The organism is Paenibacillus sp. GYB003, from assembly GCF_036577625.1.
GTDB lineage: Bacteria > Bacillota > Bacilli > Paenibacillales > NBRC-103111 > Paenibacillus_AB.
Window position 1 is genome coordinate 1 of the sequence record NZ_JARBDC010000073.1, and the last position, 26,239, is coordinate 26,239.

Annotated in this window: 19 protein-coding genes; 10 read left to right on the forward strand and 9 right to left on the reverse strand. The window is 61.9% G+C overall.

Annotated elements, in window-relative coordinates; genetic code table 11:
* Window positions 1–149 precede the first annotated feature (149 nt).
* Window positions 150–1,124: a peptide-methionine (R)-S-oxide reductase MsrB gene (gene msrB, locus PV407_RS23850; protein ID WP_332092514.1), complete on the reverse strand. Its 975-nt coding sequence runs from the start codon at window positions 1,122–1,124 to the stop codon at window positions 150–152.
* Window positions 1,125–1,270: 146 nt separating this feature from the next.
* Between msrB and PV407_RS23855 the strand changes: the two genes are divergently transcribed.
* From PV407_RS23855 to PV407_RS23875, 5 genes are all read left to right on the forward strand, one after another.
* Window positions 1,271–1,948, forward strand: coding sequence for a uracil-DNA glycosylase (locus tag PV407_RS23855; RefSeq protein WP_332092515.1), 678 nt, complete (start codon window positions 1,271–1,273; stop codon window positions 1,946–1,948).
* Between the two features lie 71 nt (window positions 1,949–2,019).
* Window positions 2,020–2,301 carry a hypothetical protein gene (locus PV407_RS23860; protein ID WP_332092516.1) on the forward strand — a complete coding sequence of 94 codons (282 nt, stop codon included), beginning with the start codon at window positions 2,020–2,022 and terminating at the stop codon, window positions 2,299–2,301.
* Between the two features lie 55 nt (window positions 2,302–2,356).
* The gene (gene asd / locus PV407_RS23865; protein ID WP_332092517.1) at window positions 2,357–3,424 is read left to right on the forward strand and encodes an aspartate-semialdehyde dehydrogenase; all 1,068 of its coding nucleotides are present in this window, start codon (window positions 2,357–2,359) and stop codon (window positions 3,422–3,424) included.
* A gap of 23 nt (window positions 3,425–3,447) precedes the next feature.
* Window positions 3,448–3,834 carry an aminoacyl-tRNA hydrolase gene (locus tag PV407_RS23870; RefSeq protein WP_332092518.1) on the forward strand — a complete coding sequence of 129 codons (387 nt, stop codon included), beginning with the start codon at window positions 3,448–3,450 and terminating at the stop codon, window positions 3,832–3,834.
* Window positions 3,835–3,876: 42 nt separating this feature from the next.
* The gene (locus PV407_RS23875; RefSeq protein WP_332092519.1) at window positions 3,877–4,392 is read left to right on the forward strand and encodes a DNA topology modulation protein; all 516 of its coding nucleotides are present in this window, start codon (window positions 3,877–3,879) and stop codon (window positions 4,390–4,392) included.
* Between the two features lie 150 nt (window positions 4,393–4,542).
* Here PV407_RS23875 and PV407_RS23880 read toward each other — a convergent pair whose 3' ends face one another.
* The 4 genes from PV407_RS23880 to PV407_RS23895 all read right to left on the reverse strand — a co-directional run bounded on the left by PV407_RS23880 (window position 4,543) and on the right by PV407_RS23895 (window position 7,890).
* Complete coding sequence (locus tag PV407_RS23880) at window positions 4,543–5,619, reverse strand: Gfo/Idh/MocA family protein (protein ID WP_332092520.1); 1,077 nt, start codon at window positions 5,617–5,619, stop codon at window positions 4,543–4,545.
* 151 nt (window positions 5,620–5,770) lie between these two features.
* Window positions 5,771–6,664 (reverse strand): AraC family transcriptional regulator, encoded by an 894-nt coding sequence (locus PV407_RS23885; RefSeq protein WP_332092521.1) that lies wholly within the window; start codon window positions 6,662–6,664, stop codon window positions 5,771–5,773.
* A gap of 142 nt (window positions 6,665–6,806) precedes the next feature.
* Entirely contained in the window at window positions 6,807–7,220 is a 414-nt protein-coding gene (locus PV407_RS23890; RefSeq protein ID WP_332092522.1) for a DUF6220 domain-containing protein, read from the reverse strand.
* Between the two features lie 241 nt (window positions 7,221–7,461).
* Window positions 7,462–7,890 carry an NUDIX hydrolase gene (locus PV407_RS23895; protein ID WP_332092523.1) on the reverse strand — a complete coding sequence of 143 codons (429 nt, stop codon included), beginning with the start codon at window positions 7,888–7,890 and terminating at the stop codon, window positions 7,462–7,464.
* 95 nt (window positions 7,891–7,985) lie between these two features.
* On the opposite strand from PV407_RS23895, the gene PV407_RS23900 reads away from it, so the two are divergent.
* Window positions 7,986–9,035, forward strand: coding sequence for a LacI family DNA-binding transcriptional regulator (locus PV407_RS23900; protein WP_332092524.1), 1,050 nt, complete (start codon window positions 7,986–7,988; stop codon window positions 9,033–9,035).
* Window positions 9,032–9,232 (forward strand): hypothetical protein, encoded by a 201-nt coding sequence (locus PV407_RS23905; protein WP_332092525.1) that lies wholly within the window; start codon window positions 9,032–9,034, stop codon window positions 9,230–9,232. Before PV407_RS23900 ends, PV407_RS23905 begins: the two co-directional genes overlap by 4 nt.
* Window positions 9,233–9,255: 23 nt before the next feature.
* Here the strand turns inward: PV407_RS23905 and PV407_RS23910 are convergent, their stop codons facing one another.
* Window positions 9,256–13,728 carry a DEAD/DEAH box helicase gene (locus tag PV407_RS23910; RefSeq protein WP_332092526.1) on the reverse strand — a complete coding sequence of 1,491 codons (4,473 nt, stop codon included), beginning with the start codon at window positions 13,726–13,728 and terminating at the stop codon, window positions 9,256–9,258.
* Between the two features lie 243 nt (window positions 13,729–13,971).
* Here PV407_RS23910 and PV407_RS23915 point away from each other — a divergent pair, with 243 nt between their 5' ends.
* A complete protein-coding gene (locus PV407_RS23915; RefSeq protein WP_332092527.1) occupies window positions 13,972–15,543 on the forward strand; it encodes a hypothetical protein in 1,572 nt (523 codons plus the stop codon).
* Between the two features lie 385 nt (window positions 15,544–15,928).
* On the opposite strand, the gene PV407_RS29635 is transcribed toward PV407_RS23915, so the two are convergent.
* Window positions 15,929–16,237 (reverse strand): DUF2197 domain-containing protein, encoded by a 309-nt coding sequence (locus PV407_RS29635; RefSeq protein WP_442951698.1) that lies wholly within the window; start codon window positions 16,235–16,237, stop codon window positions 15,929–15,931.
* Window positions 16,238–16,745: 508 nt separating this feature from the next.
* Between PV407_RS29635 and PV407_RS23925 the strand changes: the two genes are divergently transcribed.
* Window positions 16,746–17,840, forward strand: a complete 1,095-nt coding sequence (locus tag PV407_RS23925) for a hypothetical protein (RefSeq protein WP_332092529.1) — start codon at window positions 16,746–16,748, stop codon at window positions 17,838–17,840.
* A 53-nt stretch (window positions 17,841–17,893) separates the two neighbouring features.
* Window positions 17,894–18,601 carry a 4'-phosphopantetheinyl transferase family protein gene (locus tag PV407_RS23930; RefSeq protein ID WP_332092530.1) on the forward strand — a complete coding sequence of 236 codons (708 nt, stop codon included), beginning with the start codon at window positions 17,894–17,896 and terminating at the stop codon, window positions 18,599–18,601.
* 187 nt (window positions 18,602–18,788) lie between these two features.
* Here PV407_RS23930 and PV407_RS23935 read toward each other — a convergent pair whose 3' ends face one another.
* Entirely contained in the window at window positions 18,789–18,995 is a 207-nt protein-coding gene (locus PV407_RS23935) for an MbtH family protein (protein WP_332092531.1), read from the reverse strand.
* Window positions 18,979–26,235 carry an amino acid adenylation domain-containing protein gene (locus PV407_RS23940; RefSeq protein WP_332092532.1) on the reverse strand — a complete coding sequence of 2,419 codons (7,257 nt, stop codon included), beginning with the start codon at window positions 26,233–26,235 and terminating at the stop codon, window positions 18,979–18,981. The genes PV407_RS23935 and PV407_RS23940 overlap by 17 nt, the downstream gene beginning before the upstream one ends.
* Between the last annotated feature and the right edge of the window lie 4 nt (window positions 26,236–26,239).

Sequence of the window (26,239 nt, forward strand, 5' to 3'; positions counted from 1 at the left end):
TTCATCATAACGATTAAACTTTTGCCCCTTCTTGGGTGGCATAAAAAAATCCCCTCCGGTCAACAGTGCTGAATCCATGATATCATGAACTCTTTTTTCACTGTCTACCGTAAGGGGATAATATCAGCTCCTTGATCGGCGCAAGCCGTTTATTTGTCGAACAGCCGCAAGTACGATCCGTATCCTTCTTCCTCCAGCTTATGCTTCGGCACGAACCGCAGCGCCGCCGAGTTGATGCAATAGCGGAGCCCGGTCGGCTGCGGGCCGTCCTCGAACACGTGGCCGAGATGCGAGTCGGCCTCCTTGCTGCGCACTTCCGTCCGGATCATGTTGTGCGAGACGTCGATATGCTCCGTCACCTCGTCTTCGTCGATCGGCTGTGTGAACGACGGCCAGCCGCAGCCGGAATCGAACTTGTCGAGCGAGCTGAACAGCGGCTTCCCGGAAACGATGTCGACGTAGATGCCTTCTTCCTTATGATCCCAAAACTCGTTGCGAAACGCCGGCTCGGTGCCGCTGCGCTGCGTCACCTCGAACTGCATCGGAGTGAGTCTCCGCTTCAGCTCCTCCTCCCGGCCTCTGTCCTTCCAGCTTTCCTTCAAAAATTTCGCGCGCCCGGAACCGACGTAGTACGCTTCGTAACGGATCGGGTTCGTTTTGTAATAGTTCTGATGATAATCTTCGGCCGGATAAAACGGCTTCGCCGGCAAGATCGGCGTCACGATCGGCTTCGCGAACACGCCGCTTTCCGCAAGCCGCCGCTTCGACTCCTCGGCCGCCGCGCGCTGCTCGTCCGAGTGGACGAATATCGCCGTCGTATACGAATGGCCGCGGTCGGCGAACTGTCCTCCCGGGTCCGTCGGATCGATCGTCCGCCAAAACAAATCGACTAGTTTATCGTACGGAAACAGCTCCGGATCGAACGTAATTTGCACCGCTTCGACGTGGCCCGTCGTGCCCGAGCATACTTCTTCGTAGGTCGGATTTTCCACATGACCGCCCGTATAGCCGGATACGACGCGTACAATGCCGGGCAGCTTGTCGAACGGCTTCACCATGCACCAGAAGCAGCCTCCCGCAAACGTGGCCAGCTCGTAGCGCTTTTCTCGATCGCTCACGTTCATTTCTCCTTTCATTCGCCGATTGTGCAGTCCATACGGCTTTGTCTCATTATACCACTACGATTCGACGACCGAAAGAAAGCGCGCCCCCCCTCCGGCGATGTATGCTAAAATAAGGGGTGACATTTATACATACGGGAGAGATCCGCATGACCGCCATCTTGAAAAACGACTGGGCGCCGCTGCTCGAAAGCGAGTTCGGCAAGCCGTATTATAAGGAGCTGCGCGCGTTTTTGGCCGAGGAGTACCGCAGCCGGACCGTTTACCCGGACATGTACGATATTTACGCGGCGCTTCATTTGACCGGCTACGAAGACACGAAGGTCGTCATTTTGGGACAAGACCCGTACCACGGCCCCGGCCAAGCTCACGGGCTGAGCTTTTCGGTAAAGCCCGGAGTTCCCGCTCCGCCTTCGCTGCAAAATATTTTCAAGGAGCTGCAGGACGACTTGGGCTGCTTCATCCCGAACAACGGCCACCTCGTCAAGTGGGCGGAGCAAGGCGTGCTGCTGCTGAACACCGTCCTTACGGTGCAAGCCCATAGCGCGAATTCGCATCGCGGCAAAGGCTGGGAGTCGTTCACCGACCGCGTCATCGCGCTGCTGAACGAAAGGGACAAGCCTGTCGTCTTCATGCTGTGGGGCAGCCCCGCACAGCAAAAAATGCAGCTGATCGATACGTCGAAGCATTTCATCATTCGTTCGCCGCACCCGAGTCCGCTGTCCGCGTACCGCGGATTTTTCGGCAGCAAGCCGTTTTCGCGGGCAAACCGGTTTTTGCGGGAGCGCGGCATCGACGAAATCGATTGGCAAATTCCGAATCTATAATTGTAACGAATTTTTCCATACTTCCTTCCGTCCCGTTATGCTATGGTTGCTTGTACCAAGGAGATGATCGCATGAAGGCGGGACGCATCGTTTGCGCGCTGCGCGACCGTTCGCGGCCGGAGCGGTTCGGGAACGAATCCGAGCGCGGCATCGCCGTAAGCATTTACTATCCGATCGATGCGGATGCCGAAGCCTCCGAAACGATCGGCTGCGCCGACTTGTTCGCACCCGCTGCGGACAAGGCGCTTGCACTTCCGGGAAGCGGGCGCGAAACGAACCACGCCGCGATCAACCGGACGATGTCGGTTTTGTTGTCGGCTTTGCCCGGCCTTTATGAAAAACCGATGGATTGACAAAATCGCCCACGCTCCATAATATGGTGTAAATTACCGCAAAGGAGCGATTCGAATGGGAAGGTTGAAAGCGGCGATCGTCGGCGCTACCGGCATGGCGGGACAGCAGTTCGCGCTCGCCCTGTCCGGGCATCCGCAGTTTGAAGTCGTACGGATGGTTACGTCCAGAACGGTCGGCACGTACAAGGAAGCGCTGCTGGAAGCGAGCGGCGCTTCGAGATGGACGCAAAGCTCGCCGGTGCCGGACGATATGAAGGACGTCCCCGTATTGTCGTCCAAGGAGTTCCAACCGGAATCGGTCGACGTCATCTTCACGGCGATCGAGTCGGATTTGGCCAAAGAGCTGGAGCCCCGGTTCGGCGAAACGACGCCGACGTTTTCGACCGCGTCCGCATTCCGCTACTACGACGACACGCCTCTGCTCATTACCGGCGTCAACGACGACCATGCCCGCCTGATCGAGAAGCAGCGGCAAAACCGCGGTTGGAAAGGCTACGTCCTACCCGTCCCGAACTGTACCGTAACCGGCCTGGCGATCACGCTCAAGCCGCTGCACGAGCGGTTCGGAGTCGACTCCGTCCTGATGGTTTCGATGCAGTCGGTGAGCGGCGCGGGCCGAAGCCCCGGCGTCCGCACCCTCGACATCCTCGACAACATCATTCCGTATATCCCGAGCGAAGAAGGAAAAGTGCGCAAAGAGCTGCTGAAAATATTGGGGAGCCGCGAGGAAGGCTCGATCCGCGGGGCCGACGTCCGGGTCAACTGCATCTGTACGCGCGCGAACGTGCTCGACGGCCATACCGAGTCGGTTTTCGTCGGCCTGAAGCGGAAAGCGCCGCTGGCGGAAGTGCGGCGCGCGCTGGAGGAGTACGACCCGTTCGGCGGCATCGCGCTCCACTCGGCTCCCGATCGTTTCATCCGCGTATTTGACGACCCGTATCGGCCGCAGCCTCGTCTGGACCGGGAGCTCGGCGGCGGCATGACGACGAGCGTCGGCCGGCTCGAGGAGGAGCCCGTGCTCGGCGGGGTGAAATACGTGCTCGTTTCGCACAATACGAAGATGGGCGCGGGCAAAGGCGCCGTATTGCTGGCGGAATCGATGCTGGCGCAAGGATATTTATAAACGTACGGGACTACTCCGAAACGATGACGAAGGAGCGAGAGAACGTGCCGGAAGAAATCGTGCAATATTACGTAGTCAACGAAGAGCTGCCGATGTCGCCGGGCAAGCTGGCGGCCCAGACGGCGCACGCCGCGACGGTGACGGCGATCGATATGCTGCGCGGGGACGCTTCCCGCTTTCCCGCTCCCGAATTTTTGCAATGGTTTGCCGAATGGTATCGAAGCGGCATGAAAAAAATCGTCCTCAAAGGGCCGGCCGGCACGCTGCAAAAGCTGGCCGATCAAGGCTTCTATCCGATCGTCGACGGCGGTCTGACGGAAGTGCCGGCCGGCTCGCTCACCGTCGTCGGCCTGCCTCCGCTGCCCCGATCGAAGGCGCGGGCGTACGTGCAGGGCCTTCCCCTGTACTGAAGCCGGAACGAAATCGACTTGAACGGAAAGGAGCGGCTTTGCATGAAACGGGTCGTTATTCTCGGCTGCTCCGGATCGGGCAAATCGACGATGGCGCGGCGAATCGCCGAGCGAACCGGCCTGCCGGTTTATCATCTGGACGCCTATTACTGGAAGCCGGGCTGGGTAGCCGCCGATCCCGAGACGTTCGATGCGGAAGTGGCCGAAATCGCCGCGGAGGATCGGTGGATTATCGACGGCAACTATTCGCGCACGCTCGATTTGCGTCTTTCCCGCTCCGATACGGTCATCTTCTTCGATTATCCCCGGTACTTATGCTTGTACCGCGTCTTGAAGCGGCGCCTGCAGTATCGCGGGCGTTCCCGCGCGGACATGGGCGAAGGCTGCGAGGAAAAAATCGACCTCGCGTTTTTGAAATGGATATGGAATTTCCGGAAAAGGAGCCGCCCGAAGCTGCTGGACAAGCTGCGCCGCGTTCAGCCGCTGCAGGACGTCTATAGGTTCCGCACTCCCCGGGAAGCGGACGATTATTTGAAACGGCTTGCGCCGAAACCGTAAAGCCAAGATCGAATTTGCGTAATCGAAGCCGTTTCGCACGACAGGCCCCGTCCCCTTGCCGCTGATTCCGCACGCAAAAGGACGCTTTCGTCCCCACTTATCCGGCGGCTCCGAAAGCGTCCTTCCGTATTCCGTTCACATCCCGAACGATCAGCCGTTCGCGTAAATGTGCGGGTTTTGGCGGCGGCATTCTTCCATTACCGCCATTTGCTGACGAACCTGCTGAGGCGTAATTTCGAGCGGCGCCCCCGTCGTAAGCGAACGGTGCAGCATGTTGTACAGCGATCTCGTATTTTGATCGAACATCGAGAAGCCTTCTTCGGCTTCGAACTCCCACGAGCCTTCGTACCAGGTCAGCTTCTCGCTGCAGTATGCCGGTTCGCCGTTTGCGTTAAACAGCGGCGTGCGCGTCAGCTCTTGCTTCGGAGCTTCTTCCGGCTTGAAATATTTCCACTGCAGCTTGTTCGTGTTGCCGGTCAAGCCGCCGTTCGTGCCCTGCACGGTAAATTGCGCTCTCGGGAACGTGGAGCAGGACGAGATTTCCAGGTCGATCGTCGGGCGTCCTTGGCCGCGCATAATGATTTTCACGTAGTCTTCGGCGTCGCCGAACGTGTTCGCCCGGTCCATGATGCACGTAATTTGCGGCATGATGTCCGTACCGAACAGCTGCAGCGCCTGGTCGACCGGGTGCGGACCCGTGTTGAGCAGGTTGCCGCCGTTGTTCGCCTGCAGCGTTTGCCAGTCCCAACGACGGGCGAAGCCGTTGTTCGTGAAATCGACCTGCACGATCCGGCCGAGCACGCCGGAATCGATAATTTCGCGAATTTTCAAAAACGCCGGCATATAGCGCGATTGCTGGAAGACGGCGAGCACTTTGCCGGATTTCTCCGACGCGGCGATCAGCTGGTCGACTTCCGCCGGCGACTTGGCGAGCGGTTTTTCGCACAGTACGTTGAAGCCTTTATTGAGCAGGTCCAGCGAGATCGGGAAATGCAAATCGCTCGGGGACGCGTTGACGACAAGATCCAAATCTTCGTTCGCTACCATTTCTTCGTAAGTCGCGTACGCTTTGCAGCCGTATTCCTGCTCCGCGCGAACGCGGCGGTCTTCCAAACCGTCGGCGACGGCGGCGATTTTGTACTTGTCTCCCAGGCGAACGAGCAGGTTGCCGTGAATGTTTCGGCCGCTGCGGCCTTGTCCGATAATACCAACCTTCAAAATGCTCATGATTCGATTCGACTCCTTTTTCAGTTAGCTCGTTTCGAAGTTAGGCGTTCGTTTCGCTTTGAAACGTCAAAAAAGCAATTCCACGTAACTAACTATAACGTGGAACTGCTTTCGTCGCTTGCACTATTTTATTGATCGCGTTGATTTTTTTTTAGTTGTTGGACACCGCTTTTTTGTAATCCGTCGGCGTCATGCCCGTCCGTTTTTTGAACGTGCGGATAAAATGGCTCAGATGGCGGAAGCCGACCTGAAAGCAAATTTGCGTCATCGTATGCGCGCCGATGCGGATCAGCTCCTTGGCCCGCTCGATGCGCACCTCGTGCAGATATTCGACGAACGTTTGCCCGGTCGCCTTTTTGAACAGATGACTGAAATAGGCCGGCGTCATGCCCGCGATATACGCGCCCTGCTCGAGCGGAATATCTTGCCCGTAATTTTCCTGAATATACCGGATGACGTCGTGAAACTGCTCGTATTGCGGGCGCTGGCCGCTGGCCGTCTGGCGCTGCCGCTCCGTTTTGCGGAATTCCCGGTCGATCAGGATCAGCAGCTTGACGACGTTGATCTGGACGGAAAATTCGTAGCCTTCCTCGCGATGCTCGACTTCCTCCTGGATGTCTTGAAGCAGCTGCTCGACGAGAAGCTGTTTCGCCGGGGAAATGTGCAGCCAAGGCTGCAGCCATTCCGAAGACGTTCCCGATTTGCCGTATTGGACGACATGCTGAAACAGCGATCTTGAAAACGGCTTCAAATGGTCGCCGAGAAACGTCGGCATAAAATCGAGAAGGACGAACTCGCATTCCTTGTCTTCGATCGTGTTGATGCTGTGCGCTTGCCCCGGCGGAATGATGAACAGGTCGCCTTTGCCGACCGTGAGCATCTTGTCGCAAAAATGATGCGTGACGACTCCCCGGACCACGTACGCGATCTGGATGTAATCGTGCATATGGAGCCGCTGGCGGTGGTTGTTCCCTTTATGTCGAATGAATTTGAACTGAAAATCGTCCGTCAGTTGATCTTTGAAAAGCATAAGCTGGGCGCTCATGACGTTCCTCCCGTGATCCGGCTTATCCAGATGCCGACAGCCAAGCCGTTTCTACCATTAGTCTATTATAAAACGGCAAGCCAGACAACCGGGCGGCCTCACGCGCCATGTCCATAATATGTCCAAAATAGTCGATTTTCGTCTACGGCCGGTTCAGCCTCGTTACCGACCGGAGCGAGCCCCAGAACAACAGCAGCGCGACGACGGGATGCAGCGCGGCCATGGCCGGCACGGACGACAAGGCGGTTGCCGTCACGAACTGCAGGACGATGCACGCGAACAATCCGAGCGCCAGCCAGCGCTGCCCGCCGCGGATGTCCCCGACGAACGTCAGCAAAAACAGGATGAGCGGCAGCAGGGCGAACGCCCGGACGAACGACGTATGCAGCGCCCAGTTGTCGGCGCCGGCGAAAACGGCGAGTCCGGCGATAAACGCTTGCGCGACGATGCAAAATAAAAATATCCATGCCAGCACGGCGTAAAGCAGTCTTCCGGTCCGGACGATCGACGATCGTTTCGCCATACCGGCATGCTGCGGTGCGAGCGGTTGCTCCATGTAAACGGCCTCCTTGTTTCATCTCCTCCCTAATCGTAAGCTCCAACCCTAAAGAAGCCGTAAACAAATTCTAAAAAATGTATAAAAAGATTCGTTCGGCATTCATACCGGGCTCGCCGCTGACTCCGCCGGTGCAGTCGATGATCTCCGACAAAGACCGCCTTCCCGCCGGCAATGCAAAAAGCGGGAAACGGCTCCCGCTTCTAAATGGGCATTGCGGAGCATCGCGGTTACCGGACGCTCAACGAATAAGCTCCCGCACTTTGCCGAGCAGCGCCGGGTAAATGTCCGGATATGTCAACCGGTCCGGAATTTCGGACGTCAATTGGATTTCGGCCATTTCATATCCGGGCAAATCGCCCAGCTCCCGCACCTCGGCGTCATACAGCATGCCGAAGCTTTCCGCGCGGTCGCCGCGCCGCACCGAATACGCGGCAACCGGATGCAGCTCGCAGCGAACCGCTCCCGTTTCTTCGTACAACTCGCGCAGCGCCGCTTCCTCCGCCCGTTCCCCCGGCTCGACGCGCCCGCCGGCAAACTCCCACGTATCGCGCTCCGCGTGCCGGGATACGAGCCATTTCCCGTTCATGCGCGGCACGACAACGACATAATCTAGCACGCTTTCCGGCACTTTGTTCGGGTCATAGACGGCCACGTCCGTCTTGTTCATCCGGTTCCCCCCAAGCTTTTGCAAAGATCGAGCCCTTGCCCCGCCATCCATAATTCACTACAATGAGTAGAGACTACGAAACGAAGGACGGTCTTATGGTTACGATATACGATATCGCGAAACGCGCGAACGTATCCGCGATGACCGTATCCCGGGTCATTAACGATTCCGGCCGGATCAGCCCGAAAACCCGGGAAAAAGTGAAACGGATTATGGAAGAGCTGAACTATGTGCCGAATTCGACGGCGCGCAGTCTCGTCAAGCAGGAGACGAAAATGCTTTCCCTGCTCATAACCGATATCACGAATCCGTTTTTTACGACGCTGGCGAGAGGCGCCGAAGACGCCGCGATGGCGCTCGGCTACAAGCTTTTGTTCGGCAACAGCGACGAGAAGCTGTCGAAGGAGCGGGAGTACGTCGACATGGTGATGTCCACGCGCGTGGACGGACTGCTGTTCGCCCCGGCTTCCGACGAATCGGCCGAACATTTGTCCATGCTGAACATGCATCGCATCCCGTTCGTGCTCGTCGACCGGGACGTGCCCGGCGCCGAAGCGGACGTCGTGCTCGGCGAAAATCGGCCGGGCGCGGACCGGCTGACCGATTATTTGATCGGGCTCGGTCACCGCAGAATCGCCCTCGTGAACGGCCTCCGCACCGTATCGACGGCCCGGGAACGGCATGCCGGCTATCGCGACGCCCTGAACAGACACCGCATTCCGTTCGACGAATCGCTCGTCGTCGAGTACGGCTACAACCGGTTCGACGATCCGGACAAGCTGGAACGGCTGCTCCGGCTGGACGACCCGCCTACGGCGATATTCGCCGCCAACAACGTGCTGGCCGTCAGCGTCATCGCGTTTTTGCGCGACAAAGGAATCGGGGTTCCCGACCGGATATCCGTCGTATGCTTCGAAGACGTCGGACTCGCCTCGAAGCTGGACCCGTTTCTGACCGTGGCGGTTCAGCCCGCGTACGATTTCGGCTATACGGGCGTCCGGCTGCTCGTCGAAAAAATTCGCCGCAAAGAAGCGGCGGAGCGGCAAATCGTCAGGCTGCCCTCGGAAATGATCGTCCGCAAGTCGGCCGGTCCTCCGCCGCGCCGGGTTGAACCGCAACTTAACGAAAGGATGGGAGAACCTTGACCGCCGTCAACATTACCGGGCTTACGCCCGACTTTTTCATTACCGTAGCGCTGTTTATCCTGTTTATATTGTCCATGTTCGGCATGGGCGTGCTTCGGCTGTTTCAGCAAATGACCCGCCCCGGCATCTGGTTCATCGTGACCGGCTTGATCGGGATCGCGGCGTTTGCCGTCGTCTTGAACGTTTGGTACGTGTAAGGCTGCCCGGACCGGGGCCGCGGTCAGCCCCGCAGGCTGCTCGGCCATAAGACGAACGCGTCGCGGTCCGTCTCCGCGCCGATTTGCCGAAACAGCTCGGCCGCATCGGTGCGGGGAACGGAATCGCCGTCCCAGCTGTCGACCACGATTTTGCGCACCCCGGATTGCCGCATGACGACCCGGACCGCCTCCAGCACGACCTCGGCTTGCTCCCCTTCGCCTTGCAGCCGCTCGCGATCGATCGTCACGAACCGTTTGCCGTTGTTTTCGATCCAAAGCACCCATCGGCCCCGCCGGAAAACGAGAAAATTTCCGGCCTTTCGCGCGAACGACGCATGCTCGTTATCCGGCCATTTCAGCAGCGCGCCGTACGGATTCGCCGGATCGACCGAAGACAGCACGACGGTGCCTTCCCCGCCGTAAACGGCCAGCTGCCGAAGCCGCTCCACCGTATCCGGAGCCGCGACCTGCATATGCGGAACGCCGTCGATCCAAAATCCGCGCGCCAGCATGCCCCAGTCTTCCAGCTTGCGGATCGTGTCCTGCAGCCGTTCCGTTTCGGACGGGATATGCCTCGCTATGACGTCTCTCGTCACGACGCCGTAGCCTTGCAGCAAATGGTGGATCCAGGCGACGACCGTCTTCTCGGGAGCGATCTCCGCCCTTGCGGCCGCGTACCACCGGCCTAGGCCGGATTGAAACCCTTTCCTTGACGACGAACGGGAAGCGCCGCCCGTCCCGTGCATCCGGATCGGCGCGAACTGGTCGTTCGAGACGCGCCCTTCCCAAACGAGGCGAAGCAGCTTCTCCATCAGCTCGGACGGCGGCAAACCGGTTTCGCGGCTAAGTCCGGTCAGGAAGCTGGCGCCTTTGTCCCGGAGCAGAGCGAGCAGCGCGGGTTCGGACGTCGGATCGGCCGCCGGCGCGTTCGCCGCGTAAAGCTCCTTCGATTCGGCCAAGTAAAAAGCGATGCGCCCTTCCTTCTCGCCCTCCTCCTTGCGTCCGAACCATACCGCCTCGCCCGACGCGCACAGCAGGTCGAGCATTTCTTTCCGATAATCGGTGACGCGCAGCGGAAATACGAACGACTCCCAATAGGTCAGCGGCAAAAAAACGCCCTGCAGCTTCGCTATGACGTGACGCAGCCCTTCCATGCCGGACACCCGGCTTTCCGGCCAGACGTGCTGCAAGCCGAACAGCAGTCCGCAGTACCGGCTCGGCTCGACCGGCTCCGTCTGCCGCCGCATTTGCCCGATCGTGAACCGCAGCAGCCGGGAGGCGGCGCTTTTGCTCGTCCACAGCGGCTCGTCGGGCGATTTCGCGAACGGCGACCGTTCGATCGTCCGATCGTCGGCCCAGCGGCGAATCCACTGCTCGGCCGTTTCGCTCCCGATCCCGTACCGCCGCTCCAGCTGGTCCGCCGTAAAGGCGATTTGCCGCTCCGCATACCGTCTGAGCACGAACGAAGCGGAGACCGGGTCGTCCGGAAACGACGCGTACGTCTCCTTCTCATCGGCGCAAATCCATCTGCGCTCGCCCGCGATCGTTATTTCCGCGATCCGCCTTCGTTTGACCAGCTCCGCCAGCGCCGCCTCGGCCGAAACGTCGGCGCCGAGCCTGCCGGCGATTTCCGCGGGCGTCAGGTCGCCCTGCCGCTTCAGCAGCCGGTACAGCCGCTCGGCCGGACTTAATCGCCGAAGCCATTCGCCCGAATCGTCCGCATCCGCCGTCTCCTCCGGTTCGCCTTCCGGAGCTTCGGCCCCTTGCCGCCCCGCGGACGCGTCCGGCTTGTACGCGAAGCTTCCGTCGATCCACGCTTGCGCTTCCTCCGCATCCATGGCGTTCTGAAACGCCGAAGGCTCGAAAAATTGGCCGGCCAGCTGCTTGCTGACGGACAGCAGCCGGTACTGGATATCTTGCGATACCGCATCCGACTCGTAGATAAGCGTGTTGACGAATTCCCATACGAATTGGGAGGCGAACGGCGACGGATAGCCGGACGTCCGCGACTCGACGCGGACGGCGCCCTCGTCGATGCCGCGCAGCAGCCCGCGGACCCGATTCGGGTCGAGCGATTCGTACATGCAAATGCGCATCGCCTCCCGAATGAACGGGAACCGGTCGGCGTACGGAAGCGACTCCTCCAGCAGCCGCTCGCTCCGCATCCGCTGCTTCCATAACGGGATGCGCGAAAACCCGCGGGCGAGCAGCAACGACGTTTGCGCCAAATGGCGAAACGTAATGCCGAACAGCGGCGACGAAGGGATCGCCTCGGCGAGCAGCTCCTCCAAATTGTCTTCGCGAACGTTTCTCCACAAATCGGCGTACTCCGGGTTCCACTCCGGGAAAATGAATTCGATCCCGTTGTCCCGCACGTACGCGTACAGCTTGCCGGTCACCCGCGTCTCGTACATCCGCTGCAGCGCCATCATCCACGTCCGGTTCGTTCGGCGTCCGAACACCGTATGCAGCACGAGATGGTGCCGCTTCACGTCGTCCTCGTAATGCTCGACGACGATGCAGCGGCCGTGCGGTACGGCGCAGGCCGCCTTTTGCGCGGCGACTAGGCCGGTCAGCGAAGCGGCCGCATGCTCGTCCAGCCGGTATTGCGAGGCGAGCCAGGCGACGGTCGTCGATTCGGCCTCCGCCCCGGCTCTCCGCTCGAGCTCTTCCAGCAGCTCTCCGACTTTGCGCGAAAGCTCGTACGAGCGGCCGGCTCCGTCCCCCCGCCAAAACGGGATTTCGCTGTAGGCGTTCGCCTCGACCTCGGCCGCGTAAATGCGGTCCCCTTTGATCGAAACGATCCGGTACGACGCGGTGCCGAGCTGAAACACGTCCCCGGGCCGGCTTTCGTGCACGTATTCTTCGTCCAGCTCGCCGATATGGACGCGCGCGTCCGCATGATATACCGGATACGCGGAGCTTTGCGGAATCGTCCCGGCGCCGGTGAGCACCGCCGAAGCCGTTTGCCGCAGTCCGCGCAGCGTGCCGCTCTCGCGGTCCCACTCCAGCAGCGGGCGGCAATGCGGGTAATAGCCGGCGAGCACCCGAAGCGCGTCCGTCAGCCGGTCCCGCGAGACGTCGCGGAAGCTGTCGCTGCGCCGAAACAAAGCGAGCAGCTCGTCGACCTTCCACTCCCGGGTTGCGACCATCGCCGCCGCCTGCTGGCAAAACACGTCGATCGACCCTTCGGGGATGCGGATCGCCTCGATGCGCCTGTCCGTAATTTCCCGGGCGAGCACGGCGCATTCGGCGAGCTGTCCGCGATGCCGGGCGACGATAATTCCCCTGCTCACGTCCCCGACGGAATGTCCGGCGCGGCCGATGCGCTGTATGCCGGCGGCGGCCGATTGCGGCGAGTCGATCTGGATGACGAGATCGACATGACCGACGTCGATGCCGAGCTCGAGCGACGAGGTGGCGACGATGCAGCGCAGCGTGCCGTCCTTCAGCGCCTTTTCCGTTTCCAGCCGCCTCTCCCGCGAAACGCTGCCGTGGTGCGAACGCGCCATCTCGACGCCGGCAAGATCGTTCAGATGCAGCGTAACGCGCTCGCACAGCCTCCGGTTATTGACGAAGATGAGCACGGATCGGCTGCCCTCCATAAATTCGATCAGCCGGGAGGCGATGACCGTCCATATTTCCGACCGCTTTCCCTGTTGCGCGGAACGAATTTCCGGCATCGTCACCGAGACGTCGAACGTTTTGGCCATGGCGCTTTCCACGATCGTCACCGGGCGGGCGACAAGCTCGGCCGCGCCCACATCTCCGGAGGCGCCGGACTCCGCCGCTTCCGTCCAGCCTCCCAAGTAGCGGGCGACCCGTTCCATCGGGTTGATCGTCGCCGATATGCCGATGCGCTGCGGCTCCCTGCCGCACAGATGGGCGAGCCGCTCCAGCGTAACCGTCAAATGCATCCCCCGCTTGTCTTCCGCCAGGTCGTGGATTTCGTCGACGATGACGGTTTCCGCCGTCCGCAGCGTCTGCCTCGCCTTCTCGGAGGCGAGCAAAATATAAAGCGATTCCGGCGTCGTGACGAGCACGTCCGGCGGATTGCGCAGCATCGAAGCTCTCGTGCTCTGGGTCGTATCGCCGGTACGGACTCCGGCCGTAATGCCGGGCCACGTCTTGCCCGTTTCCTCCTCGTAGCGGCGCCCGTACGGCTCCAGCTCCTTGATGAAGCCGAGCAGATGATCGTGAATGTCGTTATTCAGCGCTTTAAGCGGCGTCACGTACAGCAGCCGCACGCCGTGCGATTCGTATCCGCCTTTCCTCGTGGCGATCCGGTTCAAACACGGGAGCAGCGCGGAAAGCGTTTTGCCCGAACCGGTCGGCGCGGCCAGCAGCACGTTTTCCCCGTTTGCGATCGGGTCCCATGTTCGTTTCTGAATATCGGTCGGTTCTCCGAACTTGTCCCGAAACCACGCTTCCAGCACGGGATGGCAGCCCCGTCCGGGCCCCGCCGCCCCGCGAGGCGACGAATCGTCTACTGTCATAAGGCTCCTCCTTTTTCCGATCGAATATATGTTCCTATCATACCATACATTTCCGGAAAATCGAAAAATGAACAACAGAACAAATTTTCCGAAGGATGTTGCAAAGAATTGCGCCGCCCGCTTTGCTATGATGAACGTGAATGGCACGATCACATATGGAAAGGGGCGAATATCATGGAACATCGAAACGGGGCCGAACCATCGGCGCAATCCGGTTCGAAACCGCTTTTTCGAGGGAAACGATTGACGAGGAGGTCGCTTCTCGCCTCGCTCGGGGCGGCGGGCGCGGCACTGGCGGCAGGCGCGGCGTTTCGGCTGACGACGGGCGACGCGGCGGCCGGCGCGAGCGTAATTGAAAGCGCATACGCGCCTCAGCCGGGCGCGACGTCGCCGGAAGCGTGCGCGTATCCGCAGGTCGATTTCGTCAAGCTGCTGCAAAGCCATAACGAAACCGCCGCGACGCTGTACGCGAAGGTGACCGGCGAACGGGCGCTCGACGTCCTCATCCCGTTCAAAGGGAAACGATGCGCCCACTATTCGTTCGCCAAAGATCCGAACGACGATTTCGTGAAATTTCTCGGCGGCTCCGTTTCGATTTTGGATACGGTATACGCGCAAACCGGCGCTCTCGACTACGAGACGAAAACCGGCACGTGGGTGACCGGCTTTCCGCCCAACGAATATACGACCCAGGTCGGCGCCGCGTTTTCGTTTTCGTTCGAGGGGACGGGGTTCGACTTTCAGCATTATGCCGACACGCGCGGCGGCGTATGGGAATTCAAGGTGGACGGCGCCGCGTCGGGAACGGTCAGCACCCACATCGATGCGGTGCCGACCGGGCAGCTGTCCGGCAACGTCGCCAAAAGACCGATCGCGCGCGGCTTGACGAACGGCTCGCATACGGTCGTGGCGACGTTCAAGGGAGACGACCCGAATCACGCTCCGTCGTCGGGGGCGGGGACGTCGAGAGGCTGGGTCCGCAACGCGGCCAACTATTCGAACAAGGCCGATACGTTCCGGACCGCCATCGTGTACGGAGACGACCGGCAGATGGGTGCGATCAAGCTGTTCGATGCGCTTCATTCGTGGAGCAACAAGGAGTTCGCTCTGAACGTTGCGCCGGCGGGCTCCGGTTACCCCGCCCATTGGCTGCCCGAGCATGTGAACGTCGGAACCGTATACGCCGTGTCGCAGCGCGTTTATTTCGACGACGCGGAAATAACGGACTGGACGCCGGACGCGTCCGTCCGCCCGGTCCGATCGGTGAAAATCGTCCAGCACCTGATCGGCAAGCATCCGTCCGATCCGGGAAACCCGGTTGCCGAAATCTATTGCGTCCATACGGCGTCGCCCGGAGGCGTCGCGGTCAAGTCGAAAATCAAATGGCTGAGAGCCGTCACGATTTCCGCCGGCTACGGCATGATGTTTCCCGTCTTCGGTTCGTTCGCGCGCAAATTCGCGACAAGCTTCGGCAACCTGTACGACGCCACCGCCGCGGACGGCAGCACGACCGATTTGGGCGAAAACGATCAAGCCGCAAGCTACGCCTACGTCCATGACGGCACCGGCTCGAACGGCGAGCCGGATACGGTCGTCGCGATGACGGTCCACGACATCGCCAAAACGTTCCGGCACGGGCAGCCCGGCCGGCGGAGCTCCGGCTCGATCGTCTGGCTGCAGCATCGCGACGCGGCGATGCAGAAGCTGTACCCGCAAGTGTACGATAAGTACACCGCCGCGGCAGGAGATACGTACGAAGCGGGCGGCGTCTACTTTATCGGCGAGCTCCCGCTTGCCTGCCGGTTTTACGGCTGAACCGCGAGGACCGGCCGTTTCGCGGCCGGTCGCCCCGCAGGTCCGACGACGAACGGCAATAGCAATTACGCTGTATTTTATCGGAAAGGACGAAGTTGGCGATTTGAAAGCCGGACAGAGCTTCGAGAGAGCATCACCTCGGTTGGCCCCGAGAAAAGTAACGCGACTCGCTGCGCACGATCGGCAATGCGCTTAACCAAAAAACAAAAGGAGCTAATCTCTTAGCTCCTGACGCACTTGTTTCAATAAAACTCGTCAGCTTCTCCGCTTCGTTCCAACGTCGTTGACAGCTATATTTATCGCCGGCCGTTCTCGTACCTTGTGAAGCGACGAGCAGCATCGGCCGAACCGGCAATCTTCGAATTGCGCCTTCTAACAAAGCTTGTTATCCGTTGCCTCTAAAAAAGTCCAAAATGGCTTCAAGACGTATTTTTTCGTTGCATTCCTCGCAGCAATACAACCCGTTCCTGTTTTTCTTGTATTGCTTGTATTCCTCGGTTCCTTCGTCTACTCTAAACACTTTCTTGCAGCTATAGCATTTTATCTCTAAGCTAAACACGTACATCCTCCTCAGATGCAGCCTTCCTTTATAGCCCCGAACATCGAAATCGGACCGCGAACTGAAGCTTACCGCTCCAGGCTCTCTTGTTTGCGACAATTTCGATAACCGCGAATGCAAGCTTCCGATTCGCATCCGTAAACTTCAGGACGAATAAAGGACTGGCAAGCAATAGCGTATTCGTTCACAAGCTGCTCAAGAAGCTCCTCCTTACTCGAAAAGTGATTTGCGATAAACCCGTGCCGATATTTGCATATTTCGCGATTTGTCCAAAAGAGGCTTGTGCCTATCCGACTTCGGCTAGATCCCGACAGCGACTCCACAAATATACGATCTGCTGGCTTTTTCAATTAAACAACATCTCTTTTTGGTTCGTTTTGAATCACGATTTATTTTAGCATATCATGCTAATTTTTCAATGAATCAGCAATTTCGGATGCATGTTTCCGCCAAATCGCAGACGAACCACCTGCGAACCGCTATCGCGCCGGATACTCGGGAACGCTCTAAGAATCGGCGAAATCGGCTTAAAACCCGGGTCCTTTCCGGGGCAAAACTGTGCGGCGGGATTCCATTTTTTTCAATCCGGTATGGAATCCGCCCGGCGCATGCGTTATGATGAACGCGAAGGAGTGATGGTAACGTGAACATTTTCGAACGGGCGGAAAGTTCCGGAACGAACGGCATTCGGGAAAGCCGCGGCGAAAACGTCGTCGAAGCGGGTGCGGTTCGGGACGAAGCAGCCGGTCAAACCGATTTCGTCCGGCTCCTCCGCGGCATGAACGAAACGTCGGACATCCTGTACGCCAAAATTTGCGGGGATCGCCGTTTGGAGGCGCTCGTCCCGATCAAAGGCGCGCGATTCGCCCATTACGGCTTCGGCAAAAACCAGCTCGACGACTTTATCCTGTTTCGCGACGGCGCGATATCCGACCTGGAACGGTCCGCCGACCCGACCGGCGGCGAAACGTTGAAAGCGGTGAAGCGGATCGAGCTGCTGCAGCCTTGGAGCAACAAGGAATACGCGATTTGCGTTTCGCCGGCCGGTACCGATTTCCCGCATCAATGGCTGCCCGAGCATAACCGGGTCGGGACGGTGTTTGCCGTTTCGCAGCGCATATGGCTCGATGACGAAGAAATGACGGATTGGACCGCCGAGCCTTCGTTTCGCGCCGTACGGTCGGTCCGAATCGAGCAGCATATGCTCGGCGTTCACCCGGACGCTCCTTCCGAGCCGGTGGCGGAAATCGATTGCACCCACCGCGTCGACGCCGGCGGCGTTTCGGTCCGCTCGGCCGTTCGCTGGCTTCGGCCGGTATCGATCCGCTCCGGCTACGGCATGATGTTTCCGGTAATCGGTTCGTTCGCCGGCAAGCTGGCAACCGGCTTCGGCCGTACGTACGATGCGGTCGCGACGGACCGCAGCAAAACCGATATGATCGAAGACGACCGCTGCGCAAGCTACGCCTTCATGGCCCGTCCGGAGGAAACCGGCGAAGCGGCGGACTACGTCGCCGCGATGACGGTAAGCGACCTGGAGACGACGTTTCGGCACGGGCTGGACGGGCGGCGGCAAAGCGGCTCCGTCGTCTGGCTGGAGCACCGGAACGCGTCGATTCAGAAGCTGTACCCGCAAGTGTACGACCGGTACACGGCGGACGCCGGGGACGTTTACGAAGCGGCGGGCACTTATTATATCGGGGAATGGACGAAGGCGGCTCGGGCGCATTCGTTCTGATGGAACGAGGATTTTTCAGGCGCGCGCAGAATGTGTTAATCGGGTGATCGATAATGGCTTCCATCGTGGCGGTGCCGGTCCCGGAATACATAAGGCCGGAAGACATGAACATGCTGCTGGCGAACGTTTCGCCCGAACGCCGGGACCGGGCGTCGGCCTATTATCGCGTCAAAGACCGCTACCGCTCGCTGTTGGCGGAATGGCTCGTCCGTTACGTTGCGGTCGATCGCGCCGGGCTGGCCCGTTCGCACATCCGCTTCGTCCGCAACCGGTACGGCAAGCCGTCTCTTGCCGGCAATTTCGGCTTCTCGTTCAATGTGTCGCACTCCGGGGATTGGGTCGTCCTGCTGTGGGACGCGCAGCCCGCCCGGCTCGGCGTCGACGTGGAACAAATCGTCCCGATCGACCTCGCCGTCGCGGACGGCGTATTTACCGCGGCGGAGCGCGAAGAGCTGTTTGCCGCGGCGGAGCACGAAAGGCTCGAGCATTTTTATCGGCAATGGACCTTGAAGGAAAGCTGCGTCAAGGCGCTCGGCACCGGTTTGTCGCGGGCGCCCCAATCTTTTACCGTCGCGCGTTCGGAAGCGGGCGGCTGGCATTCGCCGGAGGCGGGCCCGTTTCGGTTCGTCAGCTTTCGGCTGGACGAAGCGCACATCGTGTCCGCCTGCTCCGATTCCGGGGAAATAGCGGAAAAGGCGGATGTATGGGCATGGACGGAGCTGCGCGAAAGCTTGGCGAAACCGGCCGATCCGTTTCGATAGCCGTTGTTATCGGCCTGGGCGGCTTCGGCGCATGCCGGCCGACGTTTTGTATTCGCCGCTTCCGATATCGTGGAGAAAGCGATCCAGCGGTGTGCGTGCGCATCCTTGGTAATTGTAGTGAAAGGCTTCCGATCATACGGAAAATAACCCGACTGCATTTGCAGCCGGGCATTTCTTGTTATACCAATCATTTCGACGGCGTCGTCAAACTGCGCGGACGCATGTCCGTCCAATGCGCCTCGACATACTCGAGGCACCGTTCGCGGCTCTCCCCTTCGAACGCCGCGATCCATCCCGGCGGCACCGGGACGAACGCCGGCCAAAGCGAATATTGGCCATCTTCGTTCACGAGCACATGATAGACGCCGTCCGGCGCTTCAAACGGATTGCCCATATACGGCTTCCTCCTTTCCGCCGCGTCCGGCATCGGCGCAGGCGTCGGCACCGGCTTCGCAGCCGTTCAACGCGGCCAGCTTCGCCGCCAGCAGCCGTCCGATTTCCGCCAGCGGCCCGGGCTGGCATAAATCTTTATGGCGGCAATGCATATCGTGCCGCTCGATATGCCCGTCGATATACGGAAGCCACGTCTCCGGCTCGATCGGGTCGAACCAGTCCGGAATGACCGTGGACCGGAAAAACAGCACGTTCCCGCGAAACCGCCCCGGGACGTAAGCGCCCAAAATGCGCACCGAATTGACGTACGTCTCCTTCAGATTCATAATCGTGGCCGGCTCCAGCGAAGCGAGCGCGCTTCCGTCCCGACGCAGCAGGTCGACGGCCCCTTCCGGCGTGAGCGGCCGGTCCCCCATCCCGTCCGGATCGTAGCCGCCCAAGGCGAGCAGCGCGACGAGCGCCTCCCGTTCGTCGGGCCCCTCCTTCAAAGGCAGAAAATGGCTCGGATACGCGTCGAGCATAACGAGCAGGGCGACCCGCTCGCCTTCCCGCTGCAGCCGGACCGCGATCGCATGGGCGACGTTGCCGCCGAGCGACCAGCCGAGCAAATGGTACGGTCCGGTCGGCTGTACGCTGCGAATTCGTTCGATATAATCGTCGGCCATCGCGTCGAGACTTCGCGGCAGCTCCTCGTTTCGGGCGATGCCGCGGGCTTGCAGCCCGTAAATCGGAACTTCCGCGCCCAGCGACTTCAACAACCCCGCATAGCACCAGCTCAAACCGCCCGCCGGATGGACGCAAAACAGCGGAAGCCGTTCCCCGCCGGGCCGAAGCGGCAGCAGCACGTCGAGCGCGCTGTCGGCCGAGCCGCTATCCAGCCGTTCGGCGAGGGACGCGACGGTCGGCGCCTCGAACAGGACGCCGATGCCGAGCTCCGCGCCGAACGCTTCGCGAATGCGGCTCATCAGGCGGACGGCGAGCAGCGAATGGCCGCCGAGCTCGAAAAAGCCATCGTCGATGCCGACTCGCGGCAGGCCGAGAATGTCCGCGAACAGCTCGCACAGCAATTCCTCCCTCGGCGTCCTCGGTCCGCGTCCGGCGGCGGGCGCGATGTCCGGCGCGGGCAGCGCCTTGCGGTCCAGCTTGCCGTTCGGGGTGAGCGGCAGACGCTCGACGGCAACGAACGCCGCCGGCACCATATAGTCGGGCAAGCGGGAAGCGGCATAGTGCCGCAATTCGCCAGGCTCGACGTTTTCGCCCGCGTCCGGCACGACGTAAGCGGTCAGCCGCTTGTCTCCGGGCCGGTCTTCCCGAACGACGACGGCCGCTTGGGCAATGCGGGGATGGCGAACGAGCGCCGCCTCGATTTCGCCCGGCTCGATCCGGAAGCCGCGAATTTTCACTTGCTGGTCGGCCCGGCCCAAATAAACGAGGGAGCCGTCCGGCAGCCGCTTCGCAAGATCGCCCGTCCGGTACATCCGGTCGCCGGGCTCCCCGTACGGATCGGCCACGAACCGTTCCGCGGTCAAGCCGGGGCGCCCCAAGTAGCCGCGGGCGAGTCCGTCGCCGGCGACGTACATTTCCCCCGGCACGCCGGGAGGAACCGGCTGCAGCTCGCCGTCCAGCACATAAACCCGCAAATCGTCGATCGGTTCGCCGATCAGGCTGCCCGATTTGACGCGAGCCGTTTCCTCGTCGAGCGGAAAAAAGCTGACATGCACCGTCGTTTCCGTGATGCCGTACATGTTGACAAGCATCGGCGAATCGTCCGGATGACGCCTGTACCACTCCTCGAGTCGGGCGAGCTCGAGCGCTTCGCCGCCGAAAACGACGTAGCGCAGCGACAAAGGCGGCGAACCGGCCGGACGGTCGCGGTCCGCCTGCACGAGCTCGTAAAACGCCGACGGAGTCTGGTTGAGGACGGTAACGCCCTCCGCCGCCAACAGCTCCAAAAATCGCGACGGCGATCGGCTGTCGGCATAAGACACGACGACGAGCTTGCCGCCGTACAGCAGCGCCCCCCACAGCTCCCAAACCGAAAAGTCGAACGCGTACGAATGGAACAACGTCCATACGTCGTCCGGTCCGAACCGGAACCGACGCGCGGTCGCCCCGAACAGCCTGACGACGTTCCGGTGCGGGATGACGACGCCTTTCGGTAAGCCGGTCGAGCCGGACGTGTAAATGACGTAAGCGGGACTGTCGGGCGCGAGCGGCGCGATGCGGTCGGCATCGGCCGGGTTTGTCGAGCGGCAGGCCGCGAGCGCCTTAACGGTCGCGGGCTCGTCCAGCACGATCGCCGGGATGCCGCCGGTTCCCGGCAGCGTCGACGCGGCATCGCCGTTCGTGACGATGCACGTCGGAGCGGCATCGCCGAGCATAAACACGATCCGTTCGGCCGGATAATCCGGATCGAGCGGCACGTACGCCGCGCCGGCTTTGAGCGCGGCGAGCAGTCCGACGACCAGTTCGATCGATCGCGGAAGCGCCAGCGCGACGAACGTTCCCGGTCCCGCTCCGCGGCCGATCAACAGATGCGCCAGCTTGTTCGCCCGCGAGTTCAGTTCCGCGTACGAGACCGCCACTCCGTCGCACAGAACGGCAGCGGCATCCGGCCTGCGCGCCGCCTGGGCTTCGAACAGCTCCGGCAGCGCCGCCTCGCGCTCATGCTCTCGGACGCGGGCGGCATTCCGCTCGCGCCGCCCGGCGGTCCAGGCGTGCCGCTCCTCCGGCGACAGCAGTTCCAGCCGGCCGATCGGCAGCCCCGGATCGCTCGCGGCCGCCCGTAGCAGCCGGAGCAGCCGGTCCGCCATCGACTGAGCCGTCCTTCGCTCGAACAAATCTTCGCTGTATTCGATCCAACCGTCGATGCCGTCCGGCTTGCCGTCATCCGTTCGCCGCTCGCGCAGCTCCCAGGTCAAATCGAACTTGGCGGAGCCCGCGCTTTCGATCCGGACGTCGGCTGCGAGACCCGGTATGTCGATCGCTGCGTCGGGCACGTTTTGAAATGCCAGCATGACTTGGAACAGCGGATGTCTGGACCGCGTCCGAACCGGACTGAGCGCCTCGACGAGCCGCTCGAACGGCAAATCTTGATGCTCGAAGGCGACGAGATCGGCTTCGCGGACTTTGCCGACCAGCTCGCGGAACGTCGGATTGCCTGATGTATCCGTCCGGAGCACGAGCGTGTTGACGAACAAGCCGATCAACCCGTCGAGCGAATCGTCCGTCCGGCCGGCGACCGGGGAGCCGATCGGAATGTCGGTGCCCGCGCCCAGCCGCGTCAGCAGCGCCGCGAGACCGGCCTGCAGCACCATGAACAGGCTCGCCTTCGCTTCGCGCGCAACCGTCAGCAGCATCCCGTGCAGCTGTGGATCGATGCGCAGCTCCACGACGCCCCCCGAACGGCTCGGCTCCGCCGGACGCGGAAAATCGGTCGGGAGCTGCAGCTCGTCCGGCAGCCCCCGAAGCGCTTCCGTCCAATATGCAAGCTGCTTCGCGATCAGGCTGTCCGGATCGGCCGAGCTGCCGAGCAGCCGCCTCTGCCAGACGGCGTAATCGGCATACCGGACCGGCAGCGGCGTCCACGTCGGCGGGCCGCCCCTTCTGCGCGCGATATAGGCGGCGGACAAATCGCGGGTAAGCGGATGGAGCGACCATCCGTCGCCGACCATATGGTGCAGCAGCAAAAGCAGCACATGCTCGTTCGGCCCGAGCGCGAACAGATGGGCGCGAAAGGCCGGCTCCGACGCGAGGTCGAACGGACGGCGCACGGCGTCCGCGAGCGCGGACGGCAGCTCCGACTCGCGAACGTCGCATACGGTCAGCGCCGGCATACCGCGATCGGCGTCCAAAACATGCTGGCGCGCTTCGCCGTCCGATTCGGGAAAAATCGTGCGCAGCGCTTCGTGCCGCATGACGACATCGGCCAAAGCGGCCCGCAGCGCTTCCCGTTCCAGCTTCCCGGACAATCTGGCGACGAGCGGTATGTTGTACGTCGGGCTCGGGCCTTCCAGCCGGTAAAGAAACCAGAGCCGCTGCTGGGCGAACGAAAGCGGAATGTCGGCGGCTCGTTCGACCGGGCGAACGGGCGGCCGGGCGTTCCGCGCCTGCCCCAGCCGTTTCGCCAAGCCGGCGGCCGTAGGAGCCTCGAACAGAGTGCCGATGCCGACGTCCACGCCGAACGATTCGCGGATGCGGATCGTCAGTCGGCCGGCGAGCAGCGAATGGCCGCCCAGGTCGAAAAAGCTGTCGTCGATGCCGACCCGGGGAACGCCGAGCGTTTCGGCGAAAAGCTCGCACAGCATGTCCTCCTGCGGCGTTCTCGGCATCCGGCCCGCGGCCGGCGGGACGAAATCGGGCGCAGGCAGCGCCTTGCGGTCGATTTTGCCGTTCGGCGTCAACGGCAGCGCATCCAGGACGACGACTGCCGACGGGACCATATAATCCGGCAACACGGCGATCGCATGCTTGCGCAGTCCGGCCGGCTCGACGGCGTTACCGGCGGCGGGAACGACGTAAGCGACAAGCCGCTTGTCGCCCGGCCGGTCTTCGCGAACCGTTACCGTAACGCGCGATACGCCGGGATAGCCGGCCAACGCCGCCTCGATTTCGCCCGGCTCGATGCGAAAGCCGCGAATTTTGATCTGGTGATCGGCGCGTCCCGCAAAACCGAGCGAGCCGTCCGGCAGCCATACGGCCAAATCGCCGGTCCGGTACATTCGCGCCCCCGGCGGGCCCAGCGGGTCGGCGACGAAACGTTCGGCCGTCAGCCCCGGACGGCCGAAATAGCCGCGGGCGAGCCCGTCGCCCGCGATGTACAAGTCCCCTACGACGCCGGGCGGCACCGGCTGCAGGCCGGCGTCCAGCACGTAAACCCGCGTGTTCCAAATCGGCCGGCCGATCGGAGGAGGCCCCTCGCTATCGCCCGGCAATGCCGCGGCCGTGGACCAGATCGTCGTTTCCGTCGGTCCGTACATATTCGTAACGCTGCAGCCCGCTTCGCGCAAAGCGCGCAATAGGCCGCTCGGAAGAGCTTCGCCGCCGACCAGCGCGCGAAGCCCGTTCAATCGATGCGAAGCGGCCGACGCCAGCGCGTGCCATAACGTCGGCGTGGCCTGCATGACCGTGACACCGTTGTCCGCGATCGCCGCCGCGAGCGCTTCCGGGTCCCGTATCGTCGCTTTGTCGGCGACGATGACGGCGGCTCCCCGCAGCAGCGGCAGCAGCAGCTCCAATACCGATATGTCGAAGGCGATCGTCGTAACGGCGAGCAGCCGGTCGCGGCGGCTCAACGGAAACAACGACTCCATCGCGGCGAGAAAGTTGCCGAGGCTAGCAAACGGAATGACGACGCCCTTCGGCTTGCCGGTCGAACCGGACGTATAAATGACATATGCCGGATGGTGCGGCGATAACGGCTCGATCCGGTCGGCGTCGGACAAGTCGATATCGGGGCATTCGCCGAGCCGTTCGATGATAGCGGCATCGTCCAGCACGATCCGCGGCGGCGGCGCGAGTCCGCCCTCGGGCAGCCTCGAAACGGCTTGCGAGTCCGTCACGACGCACGCCGGCCGCGAATCGTCGAACATGTAGGCGATCCGGTCGGGCGGATAGTCGGGATCGATCGGCAAATAAGCCGCCCCCGCTTTATGGACCGCCAAAATGGCGACTGCCATATCGACGGTACGGGGCAGCGCCAGCGCGACGATTCGCTCCGGGCCTGCGCCTTGGGCGATCAGCAGGCGCGCCAGCCGGTTCGCCCGCCCGTGCAGCGCAGCGTAGCCAAGCTCCTCTTCCCCGCAGCGGAGGGCGATTTGACCGGAGCTGCGCGCGGCTTCCGCCTGCAGCCGCTCCGGCACGGAACCGTGCGGCAGCGGACGCGCGGTGTCGTTCCAAGCCGCCGTCGTCAGCCGGCGCTCCTCGGGCGGCAGCAGCTCCAGCGCCGCGATCGGCGTATCCGGCGACGCGTTCGCCGCACTGCGGAAAAGCCGCATGAGGCGCCGTTCGTGCCGCGCCAGCTCGTCCGCCCCGTATACGGCCGGATTGGCGTCGAAGTCGATCCGCAGGTCGCCGCCGCCCGCTTTTCCGTAGACGTTGATCGCCAGGTCGTCGACGGGTCCGGCCGATAGGTTGCGCGTCTCGCCCGTGCAAGGTCCGAAGCGAAGTCCGGCGTCGAACGGCATGATGTTGATTTGCGGCCCGTGCAGCCCTCTGCCGCTTCCGATCCGTTTCAAATCCCGGCGCAGCTGTTCGTGCCGGTACTTTTGATGGCGGCGCATGTGCCGAATCTCCTCCGCCGTTTGCCGCGCAAGCTCGGACAGCGTCATGTCGGGCCGCACCGCGAGGCGCAGCGGCAGCACGTTCATCACCATGCCGGGAATGCGCAGCGAAACCGAACCGAGGCGGCCCATCATCGGCAAGCCCAAAATAACGTCGGTCGAGCCGGTGAGCCGGTGCACGTAAACGGCTGTCGCGGCGATCAAAGCGTCGGACCAGACGGCCGCGGACGACGCGGCGGCACGCTCCAGCCGTTCCCGGTCCGCTGCGGCGAGCCGTTCCGTCCGCCGCAAAAAGTCGCGGGACGTTCGCGGCGCCCGGTCGGCCAGCCGGGGCGCATCCGGATCGTCCGCAAACCGTTCCAGCCAAAACCGGCGGTCCGCCTCGGCCTGCCCGGACAACCGGTACGCCTCCTCCTCTTCGGCGATCAGCCGAAGCGGGCCGAAGCCGCCGCGTTCGCGGGAAATGCCCGAAGCGCTCGCCGTGTACAGCTCGGCGACCCGCTTTGCGATCATCGAAAAGCCGTACCCGTCCATCGCGATATGATGGATGCGCTGATACCAATAATGGCGGTCCGGCGCCGCCCGAAAAAGCGCCTCGGCGAACAGCGGCCCCCGACCTAAATCGACTGGGCGGGATAAATCGTCCCTCATCCACGCTTCGGCCGCCGCCCGCGGGTCGGCTTCCCCGCTCACGTCGATTACCGGAAACGGCCAATCCGTCGACGGAACGATCGTTTGCCAAGGACCGTCCTCGTCCTCGCCGAATCGGGCATGCAGCGCTTCCGTTTCCGCGACCGTTTGCCGCACCGCCGCCTCGAACAGCGCCGTATCGATCGGACCGGCGATGTCCACGCATTCGGCCGCGTTGTAAATCGGATTGTCCGGCTCAAGCCGCTGGGCATACCAGATGCCGGCTTGTCCGCCGGTCAAAGAAAACCGTTCGTTCCGGCATGTCGTCATCGGA